Origin of the sequence: Bacillus sp. JJ1122, assembly GCF_036964885.1 — a bacterium.
Classification (GTDB): domain Bacteria; phylum Bacillota; class Bacilli; order Bacillales; family Cytobacillaceae; genus Mesobacillus.
In genome coordinates this window covers 17,538-35,945 of record NZ_JBALQL010000023.1, presented here as the reverse complement: position 1 = coordinate 35,945, position 18,408 = coordinate 17,538, and the positions used below count along the sequence as shown (strand labels likewise).

The window sequence follows — 18,408 nt, the reverse complement described above, 5'->3', positions numbered from 1 at the left end:
AATCTCTCTGCGAATGGTCTTTAAAACCGCTCTCACGGTCATTCACATTAAAAGCGAATACACGACAAACTAAAAGGGTGTCCCCAAAACATCTTGGAAAACCCTCTAAATATAAATGACTATCGTCAGATGATTCCCAAACTGCTAAATGACGAATGTCTGGTACACGACTTCCTCGCCATCCTGAACCTCCGTAACCTCTTCCACATGCACCTCGAGCTGCTGATAAATCTTTTTCCAAAAACGGACTGCTGGCTCGTTCTTGCTGAGCTGTGAAATATAATAGGTTCCTTTGTGCTCGTCAAAGACCCTTAGGGCTGCCGCTTTAGCGACTCCCTTTCCGCGGTAAGGATTCAGGATAAAAAAATCATTTATGACTTTATCTACTCTTTTCGTCAAAGGTGCTTCCAGCAGCAGGATAAAGCCCGCCAGATGATCGTCGGCCTTTATTAGATATGGCGAGAGACCTTCCCTTTCCCAAATAAAAGAAAATGAATCAAATTCAAAGCTCCCATCCTCACTTATCTGCAGTCCATTTGCATAGGCAGATAGATCATGAAGATACAATGAATAGAGATTGCGAAGGATTTTTTGCTGATCCAATCCTATTTTTTCTAATGTAACGTTCATCTCCGTTCTCCTCGCTAAAAAATATTATCAAGAAATAAGATTCCAGCTGCTAGAAGGAGATTCCTGCAAGAGCAAGCAAAAGAATTCCTCAGTAAATAAGACTTTCCTGTTTAACTTGATAGCATAACGAGAATATAACTCAGGAAGGAATTGGGACCAGAAAATCATTGGCAAAACACGATTTATGTATTAAAATGATTCCTTGTTTATAAATATGTAATTTAAGGGTGAACTTGTTTTGGAAAAAACTCTGAAGAAAAGAAGAGCCTCTGTTGGAGATCTCTTAACATTCATCATCCCATCATTGATTGGGATTTTCTTTTTTATGATACCAATCTCCTATAAGGGAGAAATCACGATCCCAATCGCTGTCTTATCAGGATTGATACAGAATCTGCTGGCGGCCTTCCTTCCGGCAATCATGACTGGGATTATCGTATTGACACTAATCGGAACCGTTATGGTAAAAACCATCAGGCCTCAAATATTGAATCGCAATCCATTCATTAAAGCATTATTCGATGTACCTGCAATCTGGCTGATTGCCAGGATTTTAGGGGCTATTTTTGCGGTAATGACTTTATTTCAAATTGGCCCGGAAGCGGTTTGGTCAGAAAATACGGGAGGGCTATTGCTCAATGACCTCCTGCCCATCCTTTTCTCAGTATTCTTATTTGCAGGATTATTCCTGCCGCTGCTGTTGAACTTCGGTCTGCTTGAACTGTGTGGCACCTTGCTGACAAAGTTCATGCGTCCCATTTTTAATTTGCCTGGACGCTCCTCAATTGACTGCCTGGCATCATGGCTTGGTGACGGGACAATCGGAGTCCTGCTTACCAGCAAGCAGTATGAAGAGGGCTATTATACAAAGCGAGAAGCAGCTGTGATTGGAACTACTTTTTCAGTAGTATCCATTACCTTCAGTCTCGTTGTCATCTCCCAGGTCGGCCTGGCCAAAATGTTTGTGCCATTTTATTTAACGGTAACTGGAGCTGGCGTGATCGCGGCGATTATTATTCCGAGAATTCCACCATTATCAAGAAAGGCTGATACATTTTTTGTAGAGAGGCCTGACGATTATTCTGAAGAAAAAATCCCTCAAGGCTACACTCCATATTCGTGGGGTATGGAACAGGCACTTGATAAAGCAAGCAAAAACAAAAGTCTTTCCCATTTCTTTACAGAAGGGGCAAAAAACATCCTTGATATGTGGATGGGTGTCGCTCCGATCGTCATGGCGCTTGGCACACTTGCCTTGATTGTCGCTGAATACACACCGGTATTCCAGTGGCTTGGATTGCCTTTCATCCCGCTGCTCGAGCTTATGCAAGTCCCAGAAGCGAAGGCTGCTTCTGAAACACTGATCGTCGGCTTTGCTGATATGTTCCTTCCTTCGGTAATTGGGGCAGAAATCGGAAGCCCCATGACACGCTTCATCATTGCGGCCGTTTCAGTTACTCAATTGATTTATATGTCCGAGGTTGGCGGTTTGCTGCTTGGATCCAAGATTCCGGTGAGTTTTGGTGAATTGTTCGTCATCTTTATCCAGCGCACCCTTGTGACATTGCCCATTATTGTCCTTGTCGCCCATATGATTTTTTAAAATCACGAAAGAGAGCTCCTGATTCAGGGGCTCTCTTTTTGTTCTCACTAGAAACACTGGAATGACCGTATTTGTCTCAGATCAATACCGAAGTATACCCAACCCCTGCGGCGTCTCCATCTCCAGCCAGCAACTGAATTCCGTCCAACAAAGGTTGGGAAAAACCAAAAGCTACTGCCATTGTTCAGCCAAACATACGTATATCGGTACATGCACCTTCTGATGCCTCCTGGATCAACAGCAAAGGCTGATGCCTGGGATTCTTGAGGAACGAAAGATGGTGGCGGTGATGTTGGAGCTCCTCCGCCTTGCTGTCCTCCTCCTGGCCCGCCTGGAAATCCTGGTCCGCCTGGGCCACCTGGGAATCCCCCGCCTGGAAATCCACCACCTGGGCCTCCGCCTGGGAATCCGCCACCTGGGCCTCCGCCCGGAAATCCGCCGCCTGGGCCTCCGCCTGGGAACGGGAAGCCTCCGCCCATTCCTGGGAATACCCTTGCGTCATATGGCGGGTAAACTTCATTTTGGTAATAACCATAATCTTCTTCATCATTCTGGTATTGTCCATATGGGTAGAAGTTGTAATAATTCAAACTCAATTCCCCTCTCTAGATGTTTTCCTTGTAATGTATGCAAGATGCCCAATTCTGTGCTAGTGGACACTCAGGCTTTCGATTTCCTTCTGGATCTGACTGGCAATCGCATCTACCTTTGAAAAATCCATTGCACCTATATAAATGGTTTCAAGCTGGTCGCGCAGTCCTTTTGCTTTTGCCAGAGAAGCAATCGCTTCGTTCATCTTCTCTTTGTATCTGCTGCCGACATCCTGGATTTCCGCAGCATACTTTTCATCTGTCCCTGGGACAATCAGTTCGGCATACATATCGATGATTTCATCTGTTTCCCGCTCCGGGAAGTACTCATGCGGAGCTGTGCTGTCAAAGATGGCAAAGTCCAGTTCACGGACAATGACCATATCCAGGCTGTGCGGGTCAAAACCGCAATGGTAGACCTCGACATCGTAACCACGTGATTTGGCTTCTGCGGCAAGTTTTTTCAGCATGGTCGACTTTCCTGAACCAGGGCGGCCTTTAATGAAATACCTCTTGCCGACTGTTTCTGTCAGGTTAGGGACAAAATCCACGGCTCCCACAGGTGTCGCTGCTCCGAGGAAGCGATCATGCACCCTGCCTTCGCCTGCTGATTTGTTGTGGCCGAATAGCCTATCGATCAATTGGTTCGTAAACTCATTCGCTTTTGCAAAGTCCATATTCTCGATATAAAACTTTTCCCATTCATCATGGATTCTCAACGCTTCGGCAAATTGGCTGTATGCCGTGTTGAACGCCTCGCTGATGTCCTCAGACAGCTTCGTAATGGTTCCTTTATGCTCCTGCAGCTTGCATGAATCCCATGCTTCCCCTAGGTTTACATATTCCTCAACTGCGCCTGGTGCTTTCGGCTCGATGACATGCGGAGCTGTTCCATCAACGATGCCTGCATTCAATTTAGGAATGATGACCCCATCAATTGACTTGTTATCTGATGAGCAGTGCAGAAATTCAATATCATAGCCCTTTTCAAGCCATTCATTACCGATTTTTTTCATCAAGGATGACTTTCCGGTTCCCGGGCCGCCCTTCAAAATGAATAAACGAGATAACCCTTTCAGGTTCGATTCATATAAATTGTAAAATCCGCGCGCTGTATTTCCTCCGGCAAAGTAATTCAGTATTTTCCCAGCCATTTAACCGCACTCCCTCCAGCCGTTCAATCTAACGGCATGTTATCGCTTCCTCCTTACTATATGCAGGGCAATTGGGCTGGGTGAATGCCCAGCAGCCATTTGTCTAATTTCCGAAATTATTTCCCGGGCAAGTGATGTTTTTCACAGGGTGCCACCCTGCTTTCACAAATACTTCACAATAAACACATAAATATGTGCCGTACATCACACTGCCCTTTTTTCCAAAAAGTTAGGATGTACTTGTAAACCTATCAAGGGGGGAAAAAAGTGAATAAACCTGTCATTCATTTCATCATCAGTGCTCTTATCGGCCTGGGCCTAGGATATGCAGCATTTGACCTCATCCCAGCCAATGATCGCCAGGACAAAGAAGTCGCTGTCACCGAAGAATCAAAGTCTGCGGACACAGCAAAAGAGAATGCTGAACCTGCTGAAACAGAAACAACTGCTGCGGCAGGTGAAGAAAACATTCTTAAATCTAAAGGCTGCCTCGGCTGTCACTCTGTTGAAGCCTTGAACCTGAAAGGCGGAGCAACCGGTCCGGACCTCTCACAAGCATTTAAAAATGTCGAAGGCAAGCATGGGAAACCCGTTGCTGAATTCCTGAAAGAGCCAACATCCGCAGTCATGTCAGGCGTAATCGGAGGCAATCCGCTGTCTGAGGAAGAAATAAACCAAGTTGTAAGCATTCTTAAAGAGGCTTCAGAAAAATAATCCAAAGGTGGTGCAGTGTTAAATGAAAAAATGGGTTCCCGCAGCTTCAGGGCTGCTTGCCGGCTTTATGGCGGCGACAGTATTTTTCGCTGATTTTTCATCAGGACCTAAAGGAGAAGCAAGCAAAGACACCGCAAAAAAGTCGAACGCTGAAAAAGTGTATGTTCCTTACGGAGAGCTGGATGAATACTATATGCTTTCATCGGGTGGACATTCAGGGCAGCTATTCGTATATGGACTTCCTTCCATGAGGAAAATCCGTACTGTTCCTGTTTTCACTCCCGATCCGGCTACGGGTTATGGATTCGATACAAAAACAAAAGAAATGCTGGGCAAGTACACATGGGGAGATTTCCACCATCCGGCGATTTCAGAAACGAATGCAGAATATGACGGCAAATTTGTCTTCGCCAATGACGTTGCCAATAACCGGATCGCAGCTGTTGACTTAAGCACCTTCCACACAGCGGATATCATGGAAATGCCAAATATGGGCGGTCCTCACGCAGGGACATTTGTAACGCAGAATACAGAATACATCGTCATGCCAACACGTTTCTCCGTTCCAATTGGAAAGGAATACGCACCATTGGATGAATTTGAAGATAAATATAAAGGCGTCGTTTCGATGGTCCAGTTTGACCAGAAAAAGAAGGAGCTTGGCCTGGCCTATCAAATCATGCTTCCGCCTTGGTCTTACGATTTATCTGACGCCGGCAAGAAGATGTCTGGCGACTGGATCGTCATGACGACTTACAATACTGAGTTCGCGACAACAAACAATGAAATCAACGCTTCCCAGAATGATCGGGACTATATCGTATTGCTTAACTGGAAGGAGCTTGAAAAGAAAGTAGCTGCCGGTGAATATGAAGAAGTCAATGGCGCGAAGATGATCGATCCTCGTAAGCATAAGGGTTCCATCTATGCTGTACCTGTCGCGAAATCTCCTCACGGTGTTGACGTGACTCCAGACGGAACGCGCTTCATTGCTTCAGGAAAGCTTGCTCCGCTGATGACTGTCTTCTCTTTTGAAAAAGCGTTCGAGCTGATCAAGAACGGTGAGTTTGAAACTGAGAAATACGGCATCCCAGTTCTTCCTTATGACAAAGTCGTAGAACGTGAAGTTGATCCTCCAGGAGCACTTGGGCCGCTTCACACACAATTCGACGACAAAGGTAACGCTTATAACACCATGTTCATTTCTTCTGAAATCGTCAAATGGAAAATTGACACCGGTGAAATCTTAGACAGGACTGCTGTACATTACTCACCAGGACACTCAACAGCCGCTGAGGGAGACACTGCCACTCCGGATGGAAAATGGCTTGTATCATTGAATAAAATTGCAAAGGACAATTTCTTGCCAGTTGGACCTTCACACCCTGAATCAATGGAATTGATCGATATCTCCGGCGATAAGATGGAAGTCATCTATACAAGTCCTGTTGACCCTGAACCGCACTATGCGCAGACGATTCACCGCGACAAAATCAAAACCATCCCTATTTACGCCAAGGATGAGAAACTCGAGAATTCCGTCTGGAAGCAGGAAGACACAAGAATCGAGCGTAAAGGAAATGAAGTCCATGTCTATGGTATCGCCATGAGATCTAAATTCGTCTTTGACGCAAAAGCGAAGCGTCCTGACGAAATAAAAGTTAATCAGGGCGATAAAGTATTCATCCACTTAACGAATATTGACCTTGACCAGGATATCACCCATGGATTCGGGATCATGGACCACGATTTGAACTATGAAGTCCAGCCTGGCCAAACGAGCACCATCGAATTTACCGCTGAAAAAGCAGGTACATTCCCGATTTACTGTACAAACTTCTGCTCAGCTCTCCACCAGGAAATGAGCGGCTACTTGCTGGTAGAACCGAAATAACCTGGAAGGCTTAAATAGAGAAAAGGGTATCTGAGCTTTGAGCGATACCCTTTTCTGAATTCAATCTAGAAATGCCCAGCTTTTCCACCTCGTTTTGCCGCCTGCAAATGTGTGTGCTTACCAAGGTGCTTACGCATTTCTAATAGGAGATGATCAAGATGGCAAAAAAATTATCCATAGGTTCTATGCTTAGTCTATTTGGAGCTGCTGGGCTAATCTTTACCTCTATCAAATTCCCTTGGTGGGGAATGAAGTTTTTTGCACCGCAATACCGTGAGGGTCTGGATATCATTGTCTATCCAAGCAAACTCGAAGGAAACATTGATATTGTAAACGGCTTGAACCATTACATTGGGATGGCTCCCTTCAGCAATGAAAGCTTTCCTGAACTGCACTATTTACCTGGACTGATCATGGGGCTCGCCGTCATCATCATCATGGTTGCTTTATTAAGAAGGAAAGCCCTTTTATACGTTCCAGTTGGGCTGTTGATCATCGGCGGTGCTCTTGGCATTTATGACTTGAAGCGCTGGCTGACTAAATTCGGCACTGAGCTTGACCCAAAGGCACCGATCGAGCTCGACCCGTTTGTACCACCGATTATTGGAGAGAACATCCTTGCCAACTTTGTCACACACAGTTATTTCACCACAGGCTCATTCATATTAGGAGCTGCATTCATTTTGACACTTCTGCCCTTCTGGCTGGAGCGAAAGCGATGAACAAACTACTAATCTTATTTGTTGGGATAGGCGTCTGGATTTTATCCACCCTGCCTGTCTCTGCAGATGTATCCCTGCAAAAGCTGATTGATGAAACTCCAATAAACGGTGAATTAAAACTTGAAGCACAGACTTATGAAGGCAATATTGTCATCACAAAGCCAATCACGATGATTGGAAAAAAGGGAACGGTCATCCGTGGTGATGGAAAAGGTAACGTCATCCTGATTAAAGCCTCCCATGTCACGATAAAGAATCTAAACATTGAAAACAGCAGCCTAAGCAGAAACTCCGGTGAAGAATATTCCGGCGTTCGCTCGATGGGAGATCATAACCAGTTTATTAAACTAGTTATTCACGATGTTTACCATGGCCTCTTTCTTAATAGTTCAAAGTATAACCTCGTTGATGGTGTAAGAGTAACCGGCCAGGGAACGGGCAAGCTTGGCAGCCAGGGTAACGGAATCCAGCTGATTCGTACCTACAACAGCATCATTGAAAACTGTGAATTAACCAAAACACGCGATGGCATTTATGTTGAATACGCGGACAAAAACGAAATACGAAACAATCAAGTTAGTGAAACACGTTACGGTTTGCACTATATGTACTCAAACGAAAACACCTTTTACAAAAATCACTTTAATAAAAATACCGGCGGTGCGGCCATCATGCATTCGCACGGAATCGTTTTGAAGGAAAATCAATTCTCCTTTAACCAGGGCTCACGTTCATTCGGGCTAATCATCCAAACGAGCAGCAGCAACACCGTATTGGATAATGAGTTTTACCTGAACCAGCGAGGCATCTATCTCGAACAATCCACGCAAAATCGGATTGAAGGAAATAAATTTTTCCATAATGAAATCGGAGTAGAACTTTGGACTACTTCAACATCACAGGTGTTCACAAAAAACCATTTCAAGCAAAATGTGGCCAACGTCCTGACGATTGGCGGAGAATCCTATAACCAATGGAATCAAAACGGGATTGGGAACTACTGGGGAACAGAGCTTTCTGTTCTTGATCTGGACCAGAACAAAATCGGCGACTCTCCTGTTGAATATAGATCATCTCTGTACAAGTTAATTGAAGAAAATGAGCTTGCTTACCTGTTTTTGAAAAGTCCCGCTATAAAAATTTATGAAAAAATCAATGAAGTCCTGAGCACCCAGAAGGTGATGGTCGTGGATGAATACCCATTAATCAAAGAGGATCAGCCATCACGCGTTTCGCTGCTCTATCCTGCAGCCATTCCTGCAATCCTGGTTCTGGGCTGGATTTTTATCAAGAAGAGAAGGAGTCGTTTATCATGAATTACATTTGGAAGGAATGGCTCGAACAGTCACGCGGGAAAGGTCTCTGGCTTGGCCTTGCCATGGTCATACTATCTTCCATGTTTCTTTTAATGGAAGCTCGTTCTTATCCAGATGAACTCGGATTTGATGCCTTTCTTCTCTCGCTTTACGATATGAATATTTTCCTTGTTCCGATTTTTGCGCTCTTCATTTCCTCTTTTTCGATTTTTCAGGAAAAAGAGCTTAAAACATCGATGATTTTGCTGACGAAAAAAGAATCGAACCGCAGTTTGATGCTGAAAAAAAGCATCGCCATCCAGACAGTCGTCATCGGCGCATTCGTCGCCTGGTACTTCGTGTTAGCCATCATGATGAAATGGTTCTTGCAATTCCAGCTTTCCAGCTTTCTTTATTTTGTGGCAACCGTTGTTGTCCTGCTGCTGATTTTTAATCAGCTAGGGCTATTTTTAGGAAATATCACAAACACGAAAATGCAGCTGATCGGAGCCACCATCTTCACCTGGTTCCTGGTCGTCTTCCTGATTGACCTTGCATTCATCCAATACGTTCCGTCTGTATCCTATGAAAATGTCAAACTGTTTTCATGGCTCTACTTCCTGGACCCGCTGCATACTATGCGCTTCTTCCTGGAAACCTCGCTCAGCTTATTCTCGCTGAACAATATGTCGAGATTGATGGAAAAGATGATCTGGATGGCACCATGGAAGTTTCTCTTGATTGATCTGGCCTTCTGGCTGATCTTATTTTTCGAGCTCTCCATCCTGTTCCGCAGCAAGGGGGAAAAATCATGATCGAAATCAAAGGACTATCTCAGTCTTATAAAAATAAACAAGTCTTAAAGGATATCAATCTATCCATTGAAAGGAATGAATATTGTGCCCTGGTCGGCCGCAATGGTGCGGGAAAATCAACGCTGATTCGTTCAATTCTGGGGCTGCAGCCTGTTAAAAATGGAGAAATTACTCTGGGAGGCTACTCGAATAAAAAGGGAGACTGGAAGAAGATCGTTTCCTACCTTCCGGAAAAGTTTCATCTCTATCCTCATCTCACTGGTGAAGAAAATATGCGTTTCTTCGCATCGCTTGGTTCCAGGGAGATCGATGAGAAAAAAATGGAGGAAAATCTCAAGCTCGTCTCCCTTTGGGAGGACCGCCAAAACCAGGTAAAGGGCTATTCAAAAGGAATGCTGCAACGCCTCGGGCTCTGCGTCATGCTGTACTATGACACAGATATCCTGATTCTCGATGAACCTACGAGCGGCCTTGACCCGCTCGGACGTGAGGAGATTTTACAAATCCTGAAATCCCTTACCGGCAAAACGATCTTCATGGCCTCCCACCACATGGACGAAATAAAGCAAATCTGCACGCATGTAGCCTTCTTAGAAGATGGAAGGATGAATAAGTACACAGTGGATGAATTTTTAAATGAACATTTAAAAGGAGCAGATTCAAAATGAAAAAATTAATCGCTGGCTTCATGTTGCTCATGTTGGTCTTATCAGGATGCAGCTCAGATTCAGATTATGAATTCACTTTAAAACAAGCACCAAAGCATAAAGCAGGCGAAAGCTATCCGGTGGTCATTAAAATCTTAAAGAATGGCAAACCAGCTGAAGGCCTTGAATTCGCCGCTTACCTTGAGATGGCAAAAATGGACCATGGGACGATTGAACTGACGTTTGAAGATAAAGGCAATGGCTTATACGAATCCAGCGTTGAGCTGCCGATGGCAGGAGAATGGCTCGCTACGATCGAGGGTGAAGCAGATGGCAGTCCATTCGAACACGTGATTACATTTGATGTGGAAAAGGACTGATGCTCAGATGAAAAACAAGACGCTGTTTATCCTTACCACGCTTCTGATTGCCCTTATGCTTAGCAGCTGCCAGCAGGACGAAAAAGAGCCCGCCAAAGAAAGCAAAGCTTCTGCAGAAAACAAAGCTAACAATCACACTACAGCCGATAAAAATGGTTTTACAGCTGATGATAAAGTCGTCACCATCGAAGGAAAGGTGCTTTCCTATGAGGATCTGCAATTTTACCAGTTGATGAACAAGGTGGAGATTGAATTGAATCGCCAGCAGGACGAACAGAAGCTCCAGGAGGATGAGCTTAAGGATAAGCAGGCATATTGGGATGAACAGCTTAAATATCATGATAACTTTAATGTTAATTTATCAAAAATGATTGAGCAGCACTCCATGTACCTGCTGGCAATGGAAAAGGGACTAAAGGCAGAGGGAAATGCGGTTTCTGGCGCGATCAAGGAGTTTTCCGCCAAGGTTGAGAAATATGAGCCTGCCGCAAAGCTTGTCGCAGACTTTCCAGAGGATGCCTATCAAAATAGGCTGAACAGCTTCTTCACTGAAAAACTGCTCACCCAGCAAATTTATGCAATACTAAAAACAGACGCTGCAAAAGAAAAGCCAAATGCCTCTGAAAAAGAACTAGCCTATGATACATCGAAGAACTATGAGGAATTATATCAGTCCCAAATAGCCAGTTTGGATATCAAAATCAATGCAGCTGAGAAGGAATAGGTCCATTTTTGAAACTGAAACCATGCTGTAACCGGCTTTCCCTATTCTCTATTAAACGTAGCCTGTTTACGTAAACATTGTTGCTTTTAGAAAAGAGCCAAAACGCAAAAAACCACAACCCCTTTGGGCTGTGGTTTTTCATTTCGTCAATAATGCCAGCTTGCCATTCGTGGCTTTCAATAGCTCGACTGGTGGAAGCTCGACCTGAAATCCGATTTTTCCAGCACTTACGATCATTGTTTCTAGTTCCTCGGCGGTGGCGTCCAAGATGGTTGGGTAGTTCTTCTTCATTCCAATAGGCGAACAGCCGCCACGGATATAGCCAGTGAACTTTTGGATGTCCTTGACCGGCAGCATCTCCACATTCTTTTCGCCCGCTTCCCTGGCCGCCTTCTTCAGGTCCAGTTCCGCTTCAACAGGAATGATAAAGACATATAGATTCTTGCTTGCCCCCACTGCGACAAGTGTTTTGTATACCTGTGCTGGATCCTTGCCGATTTTTCCGGCAACGGCGACACCGTCTATTTTTCCGTCATTCGCATCATATGCGAGAATCTCGTACTGCACCTTTAGCGTATCAAGGATTCTCATTGCATTCGTTTTTAGCTTAGCCATCCCTCTTCCTCCTAAACTGAAGGTACTTAGGATAATTTTACCTTATAAAGGCTGAGGTGTTCAATCCTGCCCCACCCTGCCACTCTCAAGGCTATCTTCTTGATGATTTGCACTTACTGGCTTCCTTCCGACTGATATATATGTTAGGCCAGCTTTTTCAGCCTTCTGGAGCTCATAGCAATTCCTGCCGTCAAAGATTACGGGCCGACGCATGAATAACTTGAACCTTTCTAGATCATAATCGGTGATTTGCGGCCATTCTGTCATGATAAAAGTAACATCCGCTCCCTTGACGGCGGCATCCACATTTTCCGCGTAATAAAGCCTGCTTCCGTAAATCTCTTCTACTTTTTTCATAGCGGCTGGATCATAGACCGATATGTCTGCACCCTCTTCCAACAGCTGGGCGATCAGGTCCATTGCCGGTGCTTCGCGAATATCATCTGTATGCGGTTTGAATGCGGTACCCAGCACTGCGGCACGCTTCTCCTTCAAAGAACCCATCATCTCTTTTGCCTTCACAAACAGCTGCTGTTTTTGCCTGCTGTTCACCTCGATGACAGACCTCAGTATTTTAAAATCATACTGATAGTACTGTGTCAGCTTTTCCAGCGCCTTTGTATCCTTTGGGAAACACGAACCGCCGTAACCAATTCCTGCTTTTAAAAACTGGCTGCCGATCCGCTGGTCCATGCCCATCCCCTTCGCCACATCCTCGATATTGGCGCCAGTGTGTTCACACAGATTGGCCACTTCATTGATAAAACTGATTTTTGTCGCCAGAAAGGCATTCGAAGCATATTTGATAAGCTCCGCACTGCGGACATCCGTCTGCAGCACAGGCAAACCAAATGGTTCATATATCCTTGCAACCTTGCCGCCCGCCTCACGGTCACCCGCACCGATGACGATCCGGTCTGCATGAAAAGTATCCAGGATTCCGGAGCCTTCACGCAGGAACTCCGGATTCGAAACAACCTCTACCTTCAGGGCTTTCGGGATCTGCTTTTTTAATAACGCAGCTATTCTTTGGTTTGTCCCTACAGGAACTGTACTTTTGATGACAATAATCGCCTCTTTAACTAAATTGGCACCAATGTCCGCTATCGCTGCCTCCAAATATTCGAGATTAGCAGAGCCATCTTCATTTTCAGGCGTTCCTACAGCAACAAAAATATAATCAGCGTTTTTATAAGCTGTTTGGACATCAGCGGTAAAATGGAGCCTTCCCGCTTCGAGATTTTTTTGGAGCATAGCCTCGAGGCCCGGCTCATATATCGGGCACTGCCCTCCAGAAAGAGCCCTTATTTTCTTTTCATCTATATCAAAACACGTTACATTGTAGCCTACTTCAGCAAAACAAACTCCCGTCACAAGGCCAACATACCCTGTTCCGACGACTGTGATTTCCATATTGGCCCTCCCTTGCTCTAATGTCCTTATTTTATCATGACAGACTGCATTTCCCCTTTATTCCGCCCAATTTGGTAAAAACTTGTCTGCCTCGCGTACCAGCAGGGTAATAGAAAAATAGTTACCGTACATGTTTTTTCACTTAAAGGGAAAAATTAGTTATTATGAAGATTTTTAAGGAGGATTGTTGATGAACGAATTCAATTCCAGATTACCACGTTTTCCAGAGCCTTTTTGGCGTAAAACAGCAGAGCTTCCCTCTTTCCCAAGACTGCAGGAGGATTTGGATGTTGACGTGGCAGTAGTGGGTGGAGGCATTACGGGCCTGACCTCAGCCTATCTGCTGGCGAAGGAAGGAGTCCATGTGGCTCTGATCGAAGCAGGCACGATTTTGAATGGAACAACTGGCCATACAACGGCAAAGGTCACACCGCAACATGGGCTCATTTATGACGAACTGATCAGTCATTTTGGAGAGGAAAAAGCACGCCTGTACTATCAAGCGAACTGTGAGGCAATGAAATTTGTCAAAAAGCTCGTGAAGGATGAACAGATTGATTGTGATTTAACCGAAGAGGACGCCTACATCTACACAAATTCCGAAAAAGAAATGGAGAAGCTGCTCCAGGAATTTAAGGCTTATGAAAAGCTGGGCGTTGTTGGCGGCGAGTATGTTTCCGAAATTCCAATTCCGGTAGAAGCCAAAGCGGCTGTTGTCATGCGCAATCAGGCACAGTTCCACCCTCTAAAATTTTTGAAGCATTTAGTTGAACGTTTCATTGAAATGGGCGGGCAAATCTATGAAAACACAACAGCTGTCGACATGGAAGAGGGCGATGAGCCAGTTATAACGACCAGAAACAACCATCGGATTCACTGCAATCAACTGATCATCAGCTCGCATTTTCCTTTTTACGATTTAAAAGGATTTTACTTTTCGCGCATGCAAGTGAAGCGTTCGTATGTACTTGCGGTCAAGACCGAAAAAGAATATCCGGGCGGCATGTACATCAACGCTGAGACTCCGACCAGGTCGCTTCGCTTCACAGATTGGAATGGCGAAAAGCTTGTCCTGTTTGGCGGAGACAGCCATATCACTGGCCAGGAAGAAAACACCCATCAGTATTATGAAGCACTTGAAGCGTTTGCTTCACAAACATTCGGCATAAAAGAAATCCCGTTCCGCTGGTCTGCACAGGACCCAACGACGCTAGATAAAATCCCATTCGTCGGAAAATACTCATCCAGCACGGAGAACATTTTTGTCGCAACAGGCTACAACAAATGGGGCATGACGAATGGAATCAATGCAGCTCTTTTGATGACAGACCTTGTTTTGAAAAGGGACAACCCATACAAGGATCTATTTGAACCGCAAAGATTTCATGCCAATCCTGACATTGCGACCTTCGTAGCCGATAATGCCACTGTCGCGAAGGAATTGATTAAAGGCAAATTCGACCGGCCATCCACCACTCCAGAGAGCCTTGGGAAGGAAGAAGGCGCTGCCGTTACTGTTAACGGCAAACGAGCTGGAGCATATCGGGATGAAAACGGAAAGCTGTATGTCGTCGATACCACCTGCACGCATATGGGCTGCGAACTGAAGTGGAATAACGGTGAACGCAGCTGGGACTGCCCTTGCCACGGCTCACGCTTCTCCTATAAAGGAGATGTTATCGAAGGTCCAGCCGAGCTGCCATTGGAGAAAGTGGAATTAGAATAAGGTAAAGCCGCCATTCTTGTTAGAGTGGCGGCTTTTCGCTTGATCGCTTACATAAAGCTTCCTTCTGTTAAATGATCCACTTCTTGATAAAGTGATACGCCATACTGGTAAACAAAAACGCCGCCTTACGCTTACTAGTAAAATAATGCACTTTGCTAGTGATAAAGTGGACTTTACCATTACTAGTTATAAACTTGACTTTACTAGTATTAAAACGGACTTTACTAGTAATAAACTTCACTTTATAAGTAATAAAACGCAATGAACTAGTAATAAAACGTTTTCACTAGCAAATTGCATCCCCTTACTTATAAACCAACGGCTTCTGTCAGTAAATAAAAGCACGTCGGGGATTTTCAATTTTGGAAAATCAGGATTCCGATTCATTTTTAACGAAAAATGTTACTTTTTTTCCTCCAGCAGCGTCTTATGGATCCAGATGCTTGCCTGCATCCCATCGCCCATCGCAATTGTGACCTGCTCTGAATGGGCAACGACATCTCCTGCCGCCCAGACATGCTCCACATTCGTCATTTTTGTACGCGGATCAACAAGGACATGCTTGTTTTCATGAAGTTCTACACCAAGCTGCTGTGCGAGCTGTGACTTCACTTCATTTCCTCCGAAGGCAATAAAGCCGCGTTCAGATGTTATCTGCTCCCCATTTGAAAGGATGACTCCCCTGAAATCTGGTCCATCTGCTAAAACCTTTTCGATTGGCCCATCGACATACTGGATTCCCTTTTCCTGCATAGCAGCCTTCTTTTCTTCATTCACTTCTGTTCGTTCATGGTTAACATAGGTAATCTTATTGGAAAAATAGCTTAAAGTCAGTGCCATATTAGCCCCGACATTTCCGGCGCCCATCACAATCGTGGATTTGTCCTTCACTTCATACCCGTCACAATCCGGGCAGACATAGACACTGTTACCAAGGGCCGGCATCAAATCCGGGAATGGCGGAATCCGATCCATAATTCCTGTAGCAAGCAGCAGCCTTTTCGCTTTGTAGATTTCACCGCTTTCAGACTCGATTTCAAATCCATCATTTGTTTTTCTAGCCTTAGCAGCCTTGCCTATTATGAACTCGACACCGAGTCTTTCAGCTTGCTGGCGGCCAATTTCCCTCAATTTTGGTCCGCTGATTCCATCAGGATAACCAAGGATGTTGTGGTAGCTGTGGCAAATGGCTGATCGTCCATCTCCCGCATCAAGCACCATGGTTTTATGATTATAACGGCCGAGCTGAATCGCTGCCTGCAGACCCGCAATCCCGGCGCCGATAATTAGACAATCATACATTTCATTACACCGTCCCTTATAAAAAGAATTATAGTAGCATATTTCCCTTTTCCAGGAGGGGTAATCCGGTATTTGCAACTTAAAAGTCCAAATTGGTCATCATTTCTGTATGATTTGCCTGGTGAATTCGGCTTCTTTCACATGAATTTCTACGAAAAGGGGATTAATTTCTATAGTTTTAAAAATTATTTCTACAGTTACCCGATTAATTTCTACGGTTTTTTAGATTATTTCTACAAAACTGCTCATAATCTCTACGTTTTCCATTTAGCTGGAATATGCAATCCATCTAATTTTGTCGAACACACACAATATAAAACCTTTGCACTATAAATTCAGTTATAATTAAAGTGAGGTGGATATTTATGACAAATACAATGGTAAAAAAACCAAAATTCCTGCTTTATGTATGTTTAGCCTCATTGATCCTGCTATCCAACTACACTCTTTATCGAACCTCTATGTTTGGCCCAATTCCCGAAGGCGCTGTCTTAGGATCATTGCTTGATTTGCTGATCATATTGCCTCTTCTGACGTACTTCATGATCATCCGCAAACGGTATTCACTCAAATATCTTGGTATGGTGATTTTCGCGGGTTTTGCTGCCGCTTACTTTATTGTCCCTCAGCAGCATCTATCGGAGTACTCCTTCCTTCCCTACTTGCTGATGGTTTCTGAAGGGGCATTCCTGCTGCTTGAGCTTTCTATCGCCTACACCGTGATCACCAGACTGCCAAAGCTTTTAAAAGAGTACAAAAACTTAAGCAGGCAAAACTCATTTTTCCTCTTTAATGTGAAGAATGCGGCTGAAAAGCATTTACCTGAAAACAAGACCGCGCTGATTTTCACAACAGAGTTTTCCTTGTTCCATTACGCCCTCTTCTCCTGGAAAAAGAAAATCCATATTACCAGCGGCCAGGCTTTTACCTATCATAAAAAAACAAGCGTAAATGCTGTCTACATCATGCTGATCCACGCGATTGCCATTGAGTCGATCGGGCTGCACTACTACCTGCATAGCTGGAATGCCATTGTTGCTTACATTTTGTTGTTCTTAAATATATATGGCATTCTTTATTTCCTTGCTGAGATTCAGGCGACTCGCCTTACTCCGTACTTGTTGACAGAGGATCATTTGCTTCTGCAGACCGGATTTTCAAAGAGCATGCATCTTCCATTAAACAACATAAAAGAATTTAAACACTTTGACGGACCGGAAAAATTCACCCGGAAAGAACTGGATGAACTTTATGATGCCCGAGTCGCTGATTTCATCGTGGAAAAGCCGGCATTTGAAATCTTGTTACATGAACCGCAGGATATCCATTTCATGTATGGCTTAAAGCGGAAAGTGTCGAGGATTGTGCTGAATGTCGATGATCCAGCAGTGTTTTATGAGGAAATGCATAAAACATTAACGACAGAAAAAAGCGATCATTCTTTATAGAGTGATCGCTTTTTTGATAGTTGTTGCAGGGAAAATCATTAACCATTATATACTTCTAAGATTTTCTCAAATGATAGCTCAGCAGTGCTGTCGTAGACAAGGTCTGCGTTCTCGAAGCTTTCCTTAGGTCCTACTGCAACAGCAAACATTCCGGCTCCTTTAATGGCCAGCACGCCTGCTGCTGCATCCTCGACGCCAATGCATGCTTCCGGCTCAACGCCAAGCATTTCGGCAGCACGAAGGAAAACTTCAGGATGAGGCTTGCCGTTCACGACTGTTTTCGCGTCGACAATGATATCGAACTCGGATTTCATTCCAAGCGACTCCATTACTGTGAACGCGTTTTTACTTGCTGATGCAAGGCCGAGCTTAAGGCCATTTGCTTTAATATCAGCAATCAATTCCTTGATCGCTGGCAACAAGTCTGTTGGAGTGATGTTCTGGATCAGCGTTAAATAGTGTTCGTTTTTCTTGTCAGCAAGTGCCTCTTTTTCTTCAGCAGAAAAGTCATTCTCCCTGCTGCCAATCACAAGAATTTTCTCAAGTGAATCCATCCGGGAAACGCCCTTAAGCTCCTCATTATCCTCGCGGGTGAATGTAATGCCTAAATCCTCTGCAAGTGCCTTCCATGCTAAAAAATGGTATTCAGCCGTATCCGTAATAACACCATCGAGGTCAAAAATGAACGCTTTAAGTGGTCTTGTCATGGTTAAAACTCCTTTTCTATCACGAATCA

18 protein-coding genes are annotated in these 18,408 nt (G+C 44.5%); 11 read left to right on the top strand and 7 right to left on the bottom strand.

Features of this window, described 5'->3' with window-relative positions; translation table 11 throughout:
• Positions 1–144 precede the first annotated feature (144 nt).
• Complete coding sequence (locus V7201_RS13310) at positions 145–630, bottom strand: GNAT family N-acetyltransferase (RefSeq protein WP_335377230.1); 486 nt, start codon at positions 628–630, stop codon at positions 145–147.
• A gap of 238 nt (positions 631–868) precedes the next feature.
• On the opposite strand from V7201_RS13310, the gene V7201_RS13305 reads away from it, so the two are divergent.
• Complete coding sequence (locus V7201_RS13305) at positions 869–2,233, top strand: YjiH family protein (protein ID WP_335377229.1); 1,365 nt, start codon at positions 869–871, stop codon at positions 2,231–2,233.
• A gap of 47 nt (positions 2,234–2,280) precedes the next feature.
• Here the strand turns inward: V7201_RS13305 and V7201_RS13300 are convergent, their stop codons facing one another.
• Entirely contained in the window at positions 2,281–2,829 is a 549-nt protein-coding gene (locus tag V7201_RS13300; protein ID WP_438825051.1) for a hypothetical protein, read from the bottom strand.
• A gap of 53 nt (positions 2,830–2,882) precedes the next feature.
• Positions 2,883–3,977, bottom strand: a complete 1,095-nt coding sequence (locus V7201_RS13295; protein ID WP_335377228.1) for a PRK06851 family protein — start codon at positions 3,975–3,977, stop codon at positions 2,883–2,885.
• Positions 3,978–4,244: 267 nt separating this feature from the next.
• Here V7201_RS13295 and V7201_RS13290 point away from each other — a divergent pair, with 267 nt between their 5' ends.
• The 8 genes from V7201_RS13290 to V7201_RS13255 all read left to right on the top strand — a co-directional run bounded on the left by V7201_RS13290 (position 4,245) and on the right by V7201_RS13255 (position 11,168).
• The gene (locus V7201_RS13290; protein ID WP_335377227.1) at positions 4,245–4,691 is read left to right on the top strand and encodes a c-type cytochrome; all 447 of its coding nucleotides are present in this window, start codon (positions 4,245–4,247) and stop codon (positions 4,689–4,691) included.
• A gap of 22 nt (positions 4,692–4,713) precedes the next feature.
• On the top strand, positions 4,714–6,585 hold the full coding sequence (gene nosZ / locus V7201_RS13285; RefSeq protein WP_335377226.1) for a Sec-dependent nitrous-oxide reductase: 1,872 nt from the start codon (positions 4,714–4,716) through the stop codon (positions 6,583–6,585).
• A gap of 158 nt (positions 6,586–6,743) precedes the next feature.
• Positions 6,744–7,307: a hypothetical protein gene (locus V7201_RS13280; protein ID WP_335377225.1), complete on the top strand. Its 564-nt coding sequence runs from the start codon at positions 6,744–6,746 to the stop codon at positions 7,305–7,307.
• Complete coding sequence (gene nosD, locus V7201_RS13275) at positions 7,304–8,623, top strand: nitrous oxide reductase family maturation protein NosD (RefSeq protein WP_335377224.1); 1,320 nt, start codon at positions 7,304–7,306, stop codon at positions 8,621–8,623. Before V7201_RS13280 ends, nosD begins: the two co-directional genes overlap by 4 nt.
• A complete protein-coding gene (locus V7201_RS13270; protein ID WP_335377223.1) occupies positions 8,620–9,417 on the top strand; it encodes an ABC transporter permease in 798 nt (265 codons plus the stop codon). The genes nosD and V7201_RS13270 overlap by 4 nt, the downstream gene beginning before the upstream one ends.
• Positions 9,414–10,085, top strand: a complete 672-nt coding sequence (locus tag V7201_RS13265; RefSeq protein ID WP_335377222.1) for an ABC transporter ATP-binding protein — start codon at positions 9,414–9,416, stop codon at positions 10,083–10,085. The genes V7201_RS13270 and V7201_RS13265 overlap by 4 nt, the downstream gene beginning before the upstream one ends.
• The gene (locus V7201_RS13260) at positions 10,082–10,444 is read left to right on the top strand and encodes a FixH family protein (RefSeq protein WP_335377221.1); all 363 of its coding nucleotides are present in this window, start codon (positions 10,082–10,084) and stop codon (positions 10,442–10,444) included. The genes V7201_RS13265 and V7201_RS13260 overlap by 4 nt, the downstream gene beginning before the upstream one ends.
• 7 nt (positions 10,445–10,451) lie before the next feature.
• Positions 10,452–11,168, top strand: a complete 717-nt coding sequence (locus V7201_RS13255) for a hypothetical protein (RefSeq protein WP_335377220.1) — start codon at positions 10,452–10,454, stop codon at positions 11,166–11,168.
• A 138-nt stretch (positions 11,169–11,306) separates the two neighbouring features.
• On the opposite strand, the gene ybaK is transcribed toward V7201_RS13255, so the two are convergent.
• Both ybaK and V7201_RS13245 read right to left on the bottom strand, forming a co-directional pair.
• Positions 11,307–11,783, bottom strand: coding sequence for a Cys-tRNA(Pro) deacylase (gene ybaK / locus V7201_RS13250; RefSeq protein ID WP_335377219.1), 477 nt, complete (start codon positions 11,781–11,783; stop codon positions 11,307–11,309).
• Positions 11,784–11,843: 60 nt separating this feature from the next.
• Positions 11,844–13,196: a UDP-glucose dehydrogenase family protein gene (locus V7201_RS13245; RefSeq protein WP_335377218.1), complete on the bottom strand. Its 1,353-nt coding sequence runs from the start codon at positions 13,194–13,196 to the stop codon at positions 11,844–11,846.
• Between the two features lie 190 nt (positions 13,197–13,386).
• Here V7201_RS13245 and V7201_RS13240 point away from each other — a divergent pair, with 190 nt between their 5' ends.
• Positions 13,387–14,922 carry an FAD-dependent oxidoreductase gene (locus tag V7201_RS13240; RefSeq protein WP_335377217.1) on the top strand — a complete coding sequence of 512 codons (1,536 nt, stop codon included), beginning with the start codon at positions 13,387–13,389 and terminating at the stop codon, positions 14,920–14,922.
• 402 nt (positions 14,923–15,324) lie between these two features.
• On the opposite strand, the gene V7201_RS13235 is transcribed toward V7201_RS13240, so the two are convergent.
• Entirely contained in the window at positions 15,325–16,224 is a 900-nt protein-coding gene (locus V7201_RS13235; protein WP_335377216.1) for an NAD(P)/FAD-dependent oxidoreductase, read from the bottom strand.
• Positions 16,225–16,589: 365 nt separating this feature from the next.
• On the opposite strand from V7201_RS13235, the gene V7201_RS13230 reads away from it, so the two are divergent.
• Complete coding sequence (locus tag V7201_RS13230) at positions 16,590–17,672, top strand: hypothetical protein (RefSeq protein WP_335377215.1); 1,083 nt, start codon at positions 16,590–16,592, stop codon at positions 17,670–17,672.
• Between the two features lie 38 nt (positions 17,673–17,710).
• On the opposite strand, the gene pgmB is transcribed toward V7201_RS13230, so the two are convergent.
• Positions 17,711–18,379, bottom strand: a complete 669-nt coding sequence (gene pgmB, locus V7201_RS13225) for a beta-phosphoglucomutase (RefSeq protein ID WP_335377214.1) — start codon at positions 18,377–18,379, stop codon at positions 17,711–17,713.
• Positions 18,380–18,408 lie beyond the last annotated feature (29 nt).

Coding starts and splice junctions, on each gene's coding strand:
- V7201_RS13310 (WP_335377230.1), bottom strand. CDS start 630: ATGAACGTTACATTAGAAAAAATAGGATTGGATCAGCAAAAAATCCTT.
- V7201_RS13295 (WP_335377228.1), bottom strand. CDS start 3,977: ATGGCTGGGAAAATACTGAATTACTTTGCCGGAGGAAATACAGCGCGC.
- nosZ (WP_335377226.1), top strand. CDS start 4,714: ATGAAAAAATGGGTTCCCGCAGCTTCAGGGCTGCTTGCCGGCTTTATG.
- V7201_RS13280 (WP_335377225.1), top strand. CDS start 6,744: ATGGCAAAAAAATTATCCATAGGTTCTATGCTTAGTCTATTTGGAGCT.
- nosD (WP_335377224.1), top strand. CDS start 7,304: ATGAACAAACTACTAATCTTATTTGTTGGGATAGGCGTCTGGATTTTA.
- V7201_RS13270 (WP_335377223.1), top strand. CDS start 8,620: ATGAATTACATTTGGAAGGAATGGCTCGAACAGTCACGCGGGAAAGGT.
- V7201_RS13265 (WP_335377222.1), top strand. CDS start 9,414: ATGATCGAAATCAAAGGACTATCTCAGTCTTATAAAAATAAACAAGTC.
- V7201_RS13260 (WP_335377221.1), top strand. CDS start 10,082: ATGAAAAAATTAATCGCTGGCTTCATGTTGCTCATGTTGGTCTTATCA.
- V7201_RS13255 (WP_335377220.1), top strand. CDS start 10,452: ATGAAAAACAAGACGCTGTTTATCCTTACCACGCTTCTGATTGCCCTT.
- ybaK (WP_335377219.1), bottom strand. CDS start 11,783: ATGGCTAAGCTAAAAACGAATGCAATGAGAATCCTTGATACGCTAAAG.
- V7201_RS13245 (WP_335377218.1), bottom strand. CDS start 13,196: ATGGAAATCACAGTCGTCGGAACAGGGTATGTTGGCCTTGTGACGGGA.
- V7201_RS13240 (WP_335377217.1), top strand. CDS start 13,387: ATGAACGAATTCAATTCCAGATTACCACGTTTTCCAGAGCCTTTTTGG.
- V7201_RS13235 (WP_335377216.1), bottom strand. CDS start 16,224: ATGTATGATTGTCTAATTATCGGCGCCGGGATTGCGGGTCTGCAGGCA.
- V7201_RS13230 (WP_335377215.1), top strand. CDS start 16,590: ATGACAAATACAATGGTAAAAAAACCAAAATTCCTGCTTTATGTATGT.
- pgmB (WP_335377214.1), bottom strand. CDS start 18,379: ATGACAAGACCACTTAAAGCGTTCATTTTTGACCTCGATGGTGTTATT.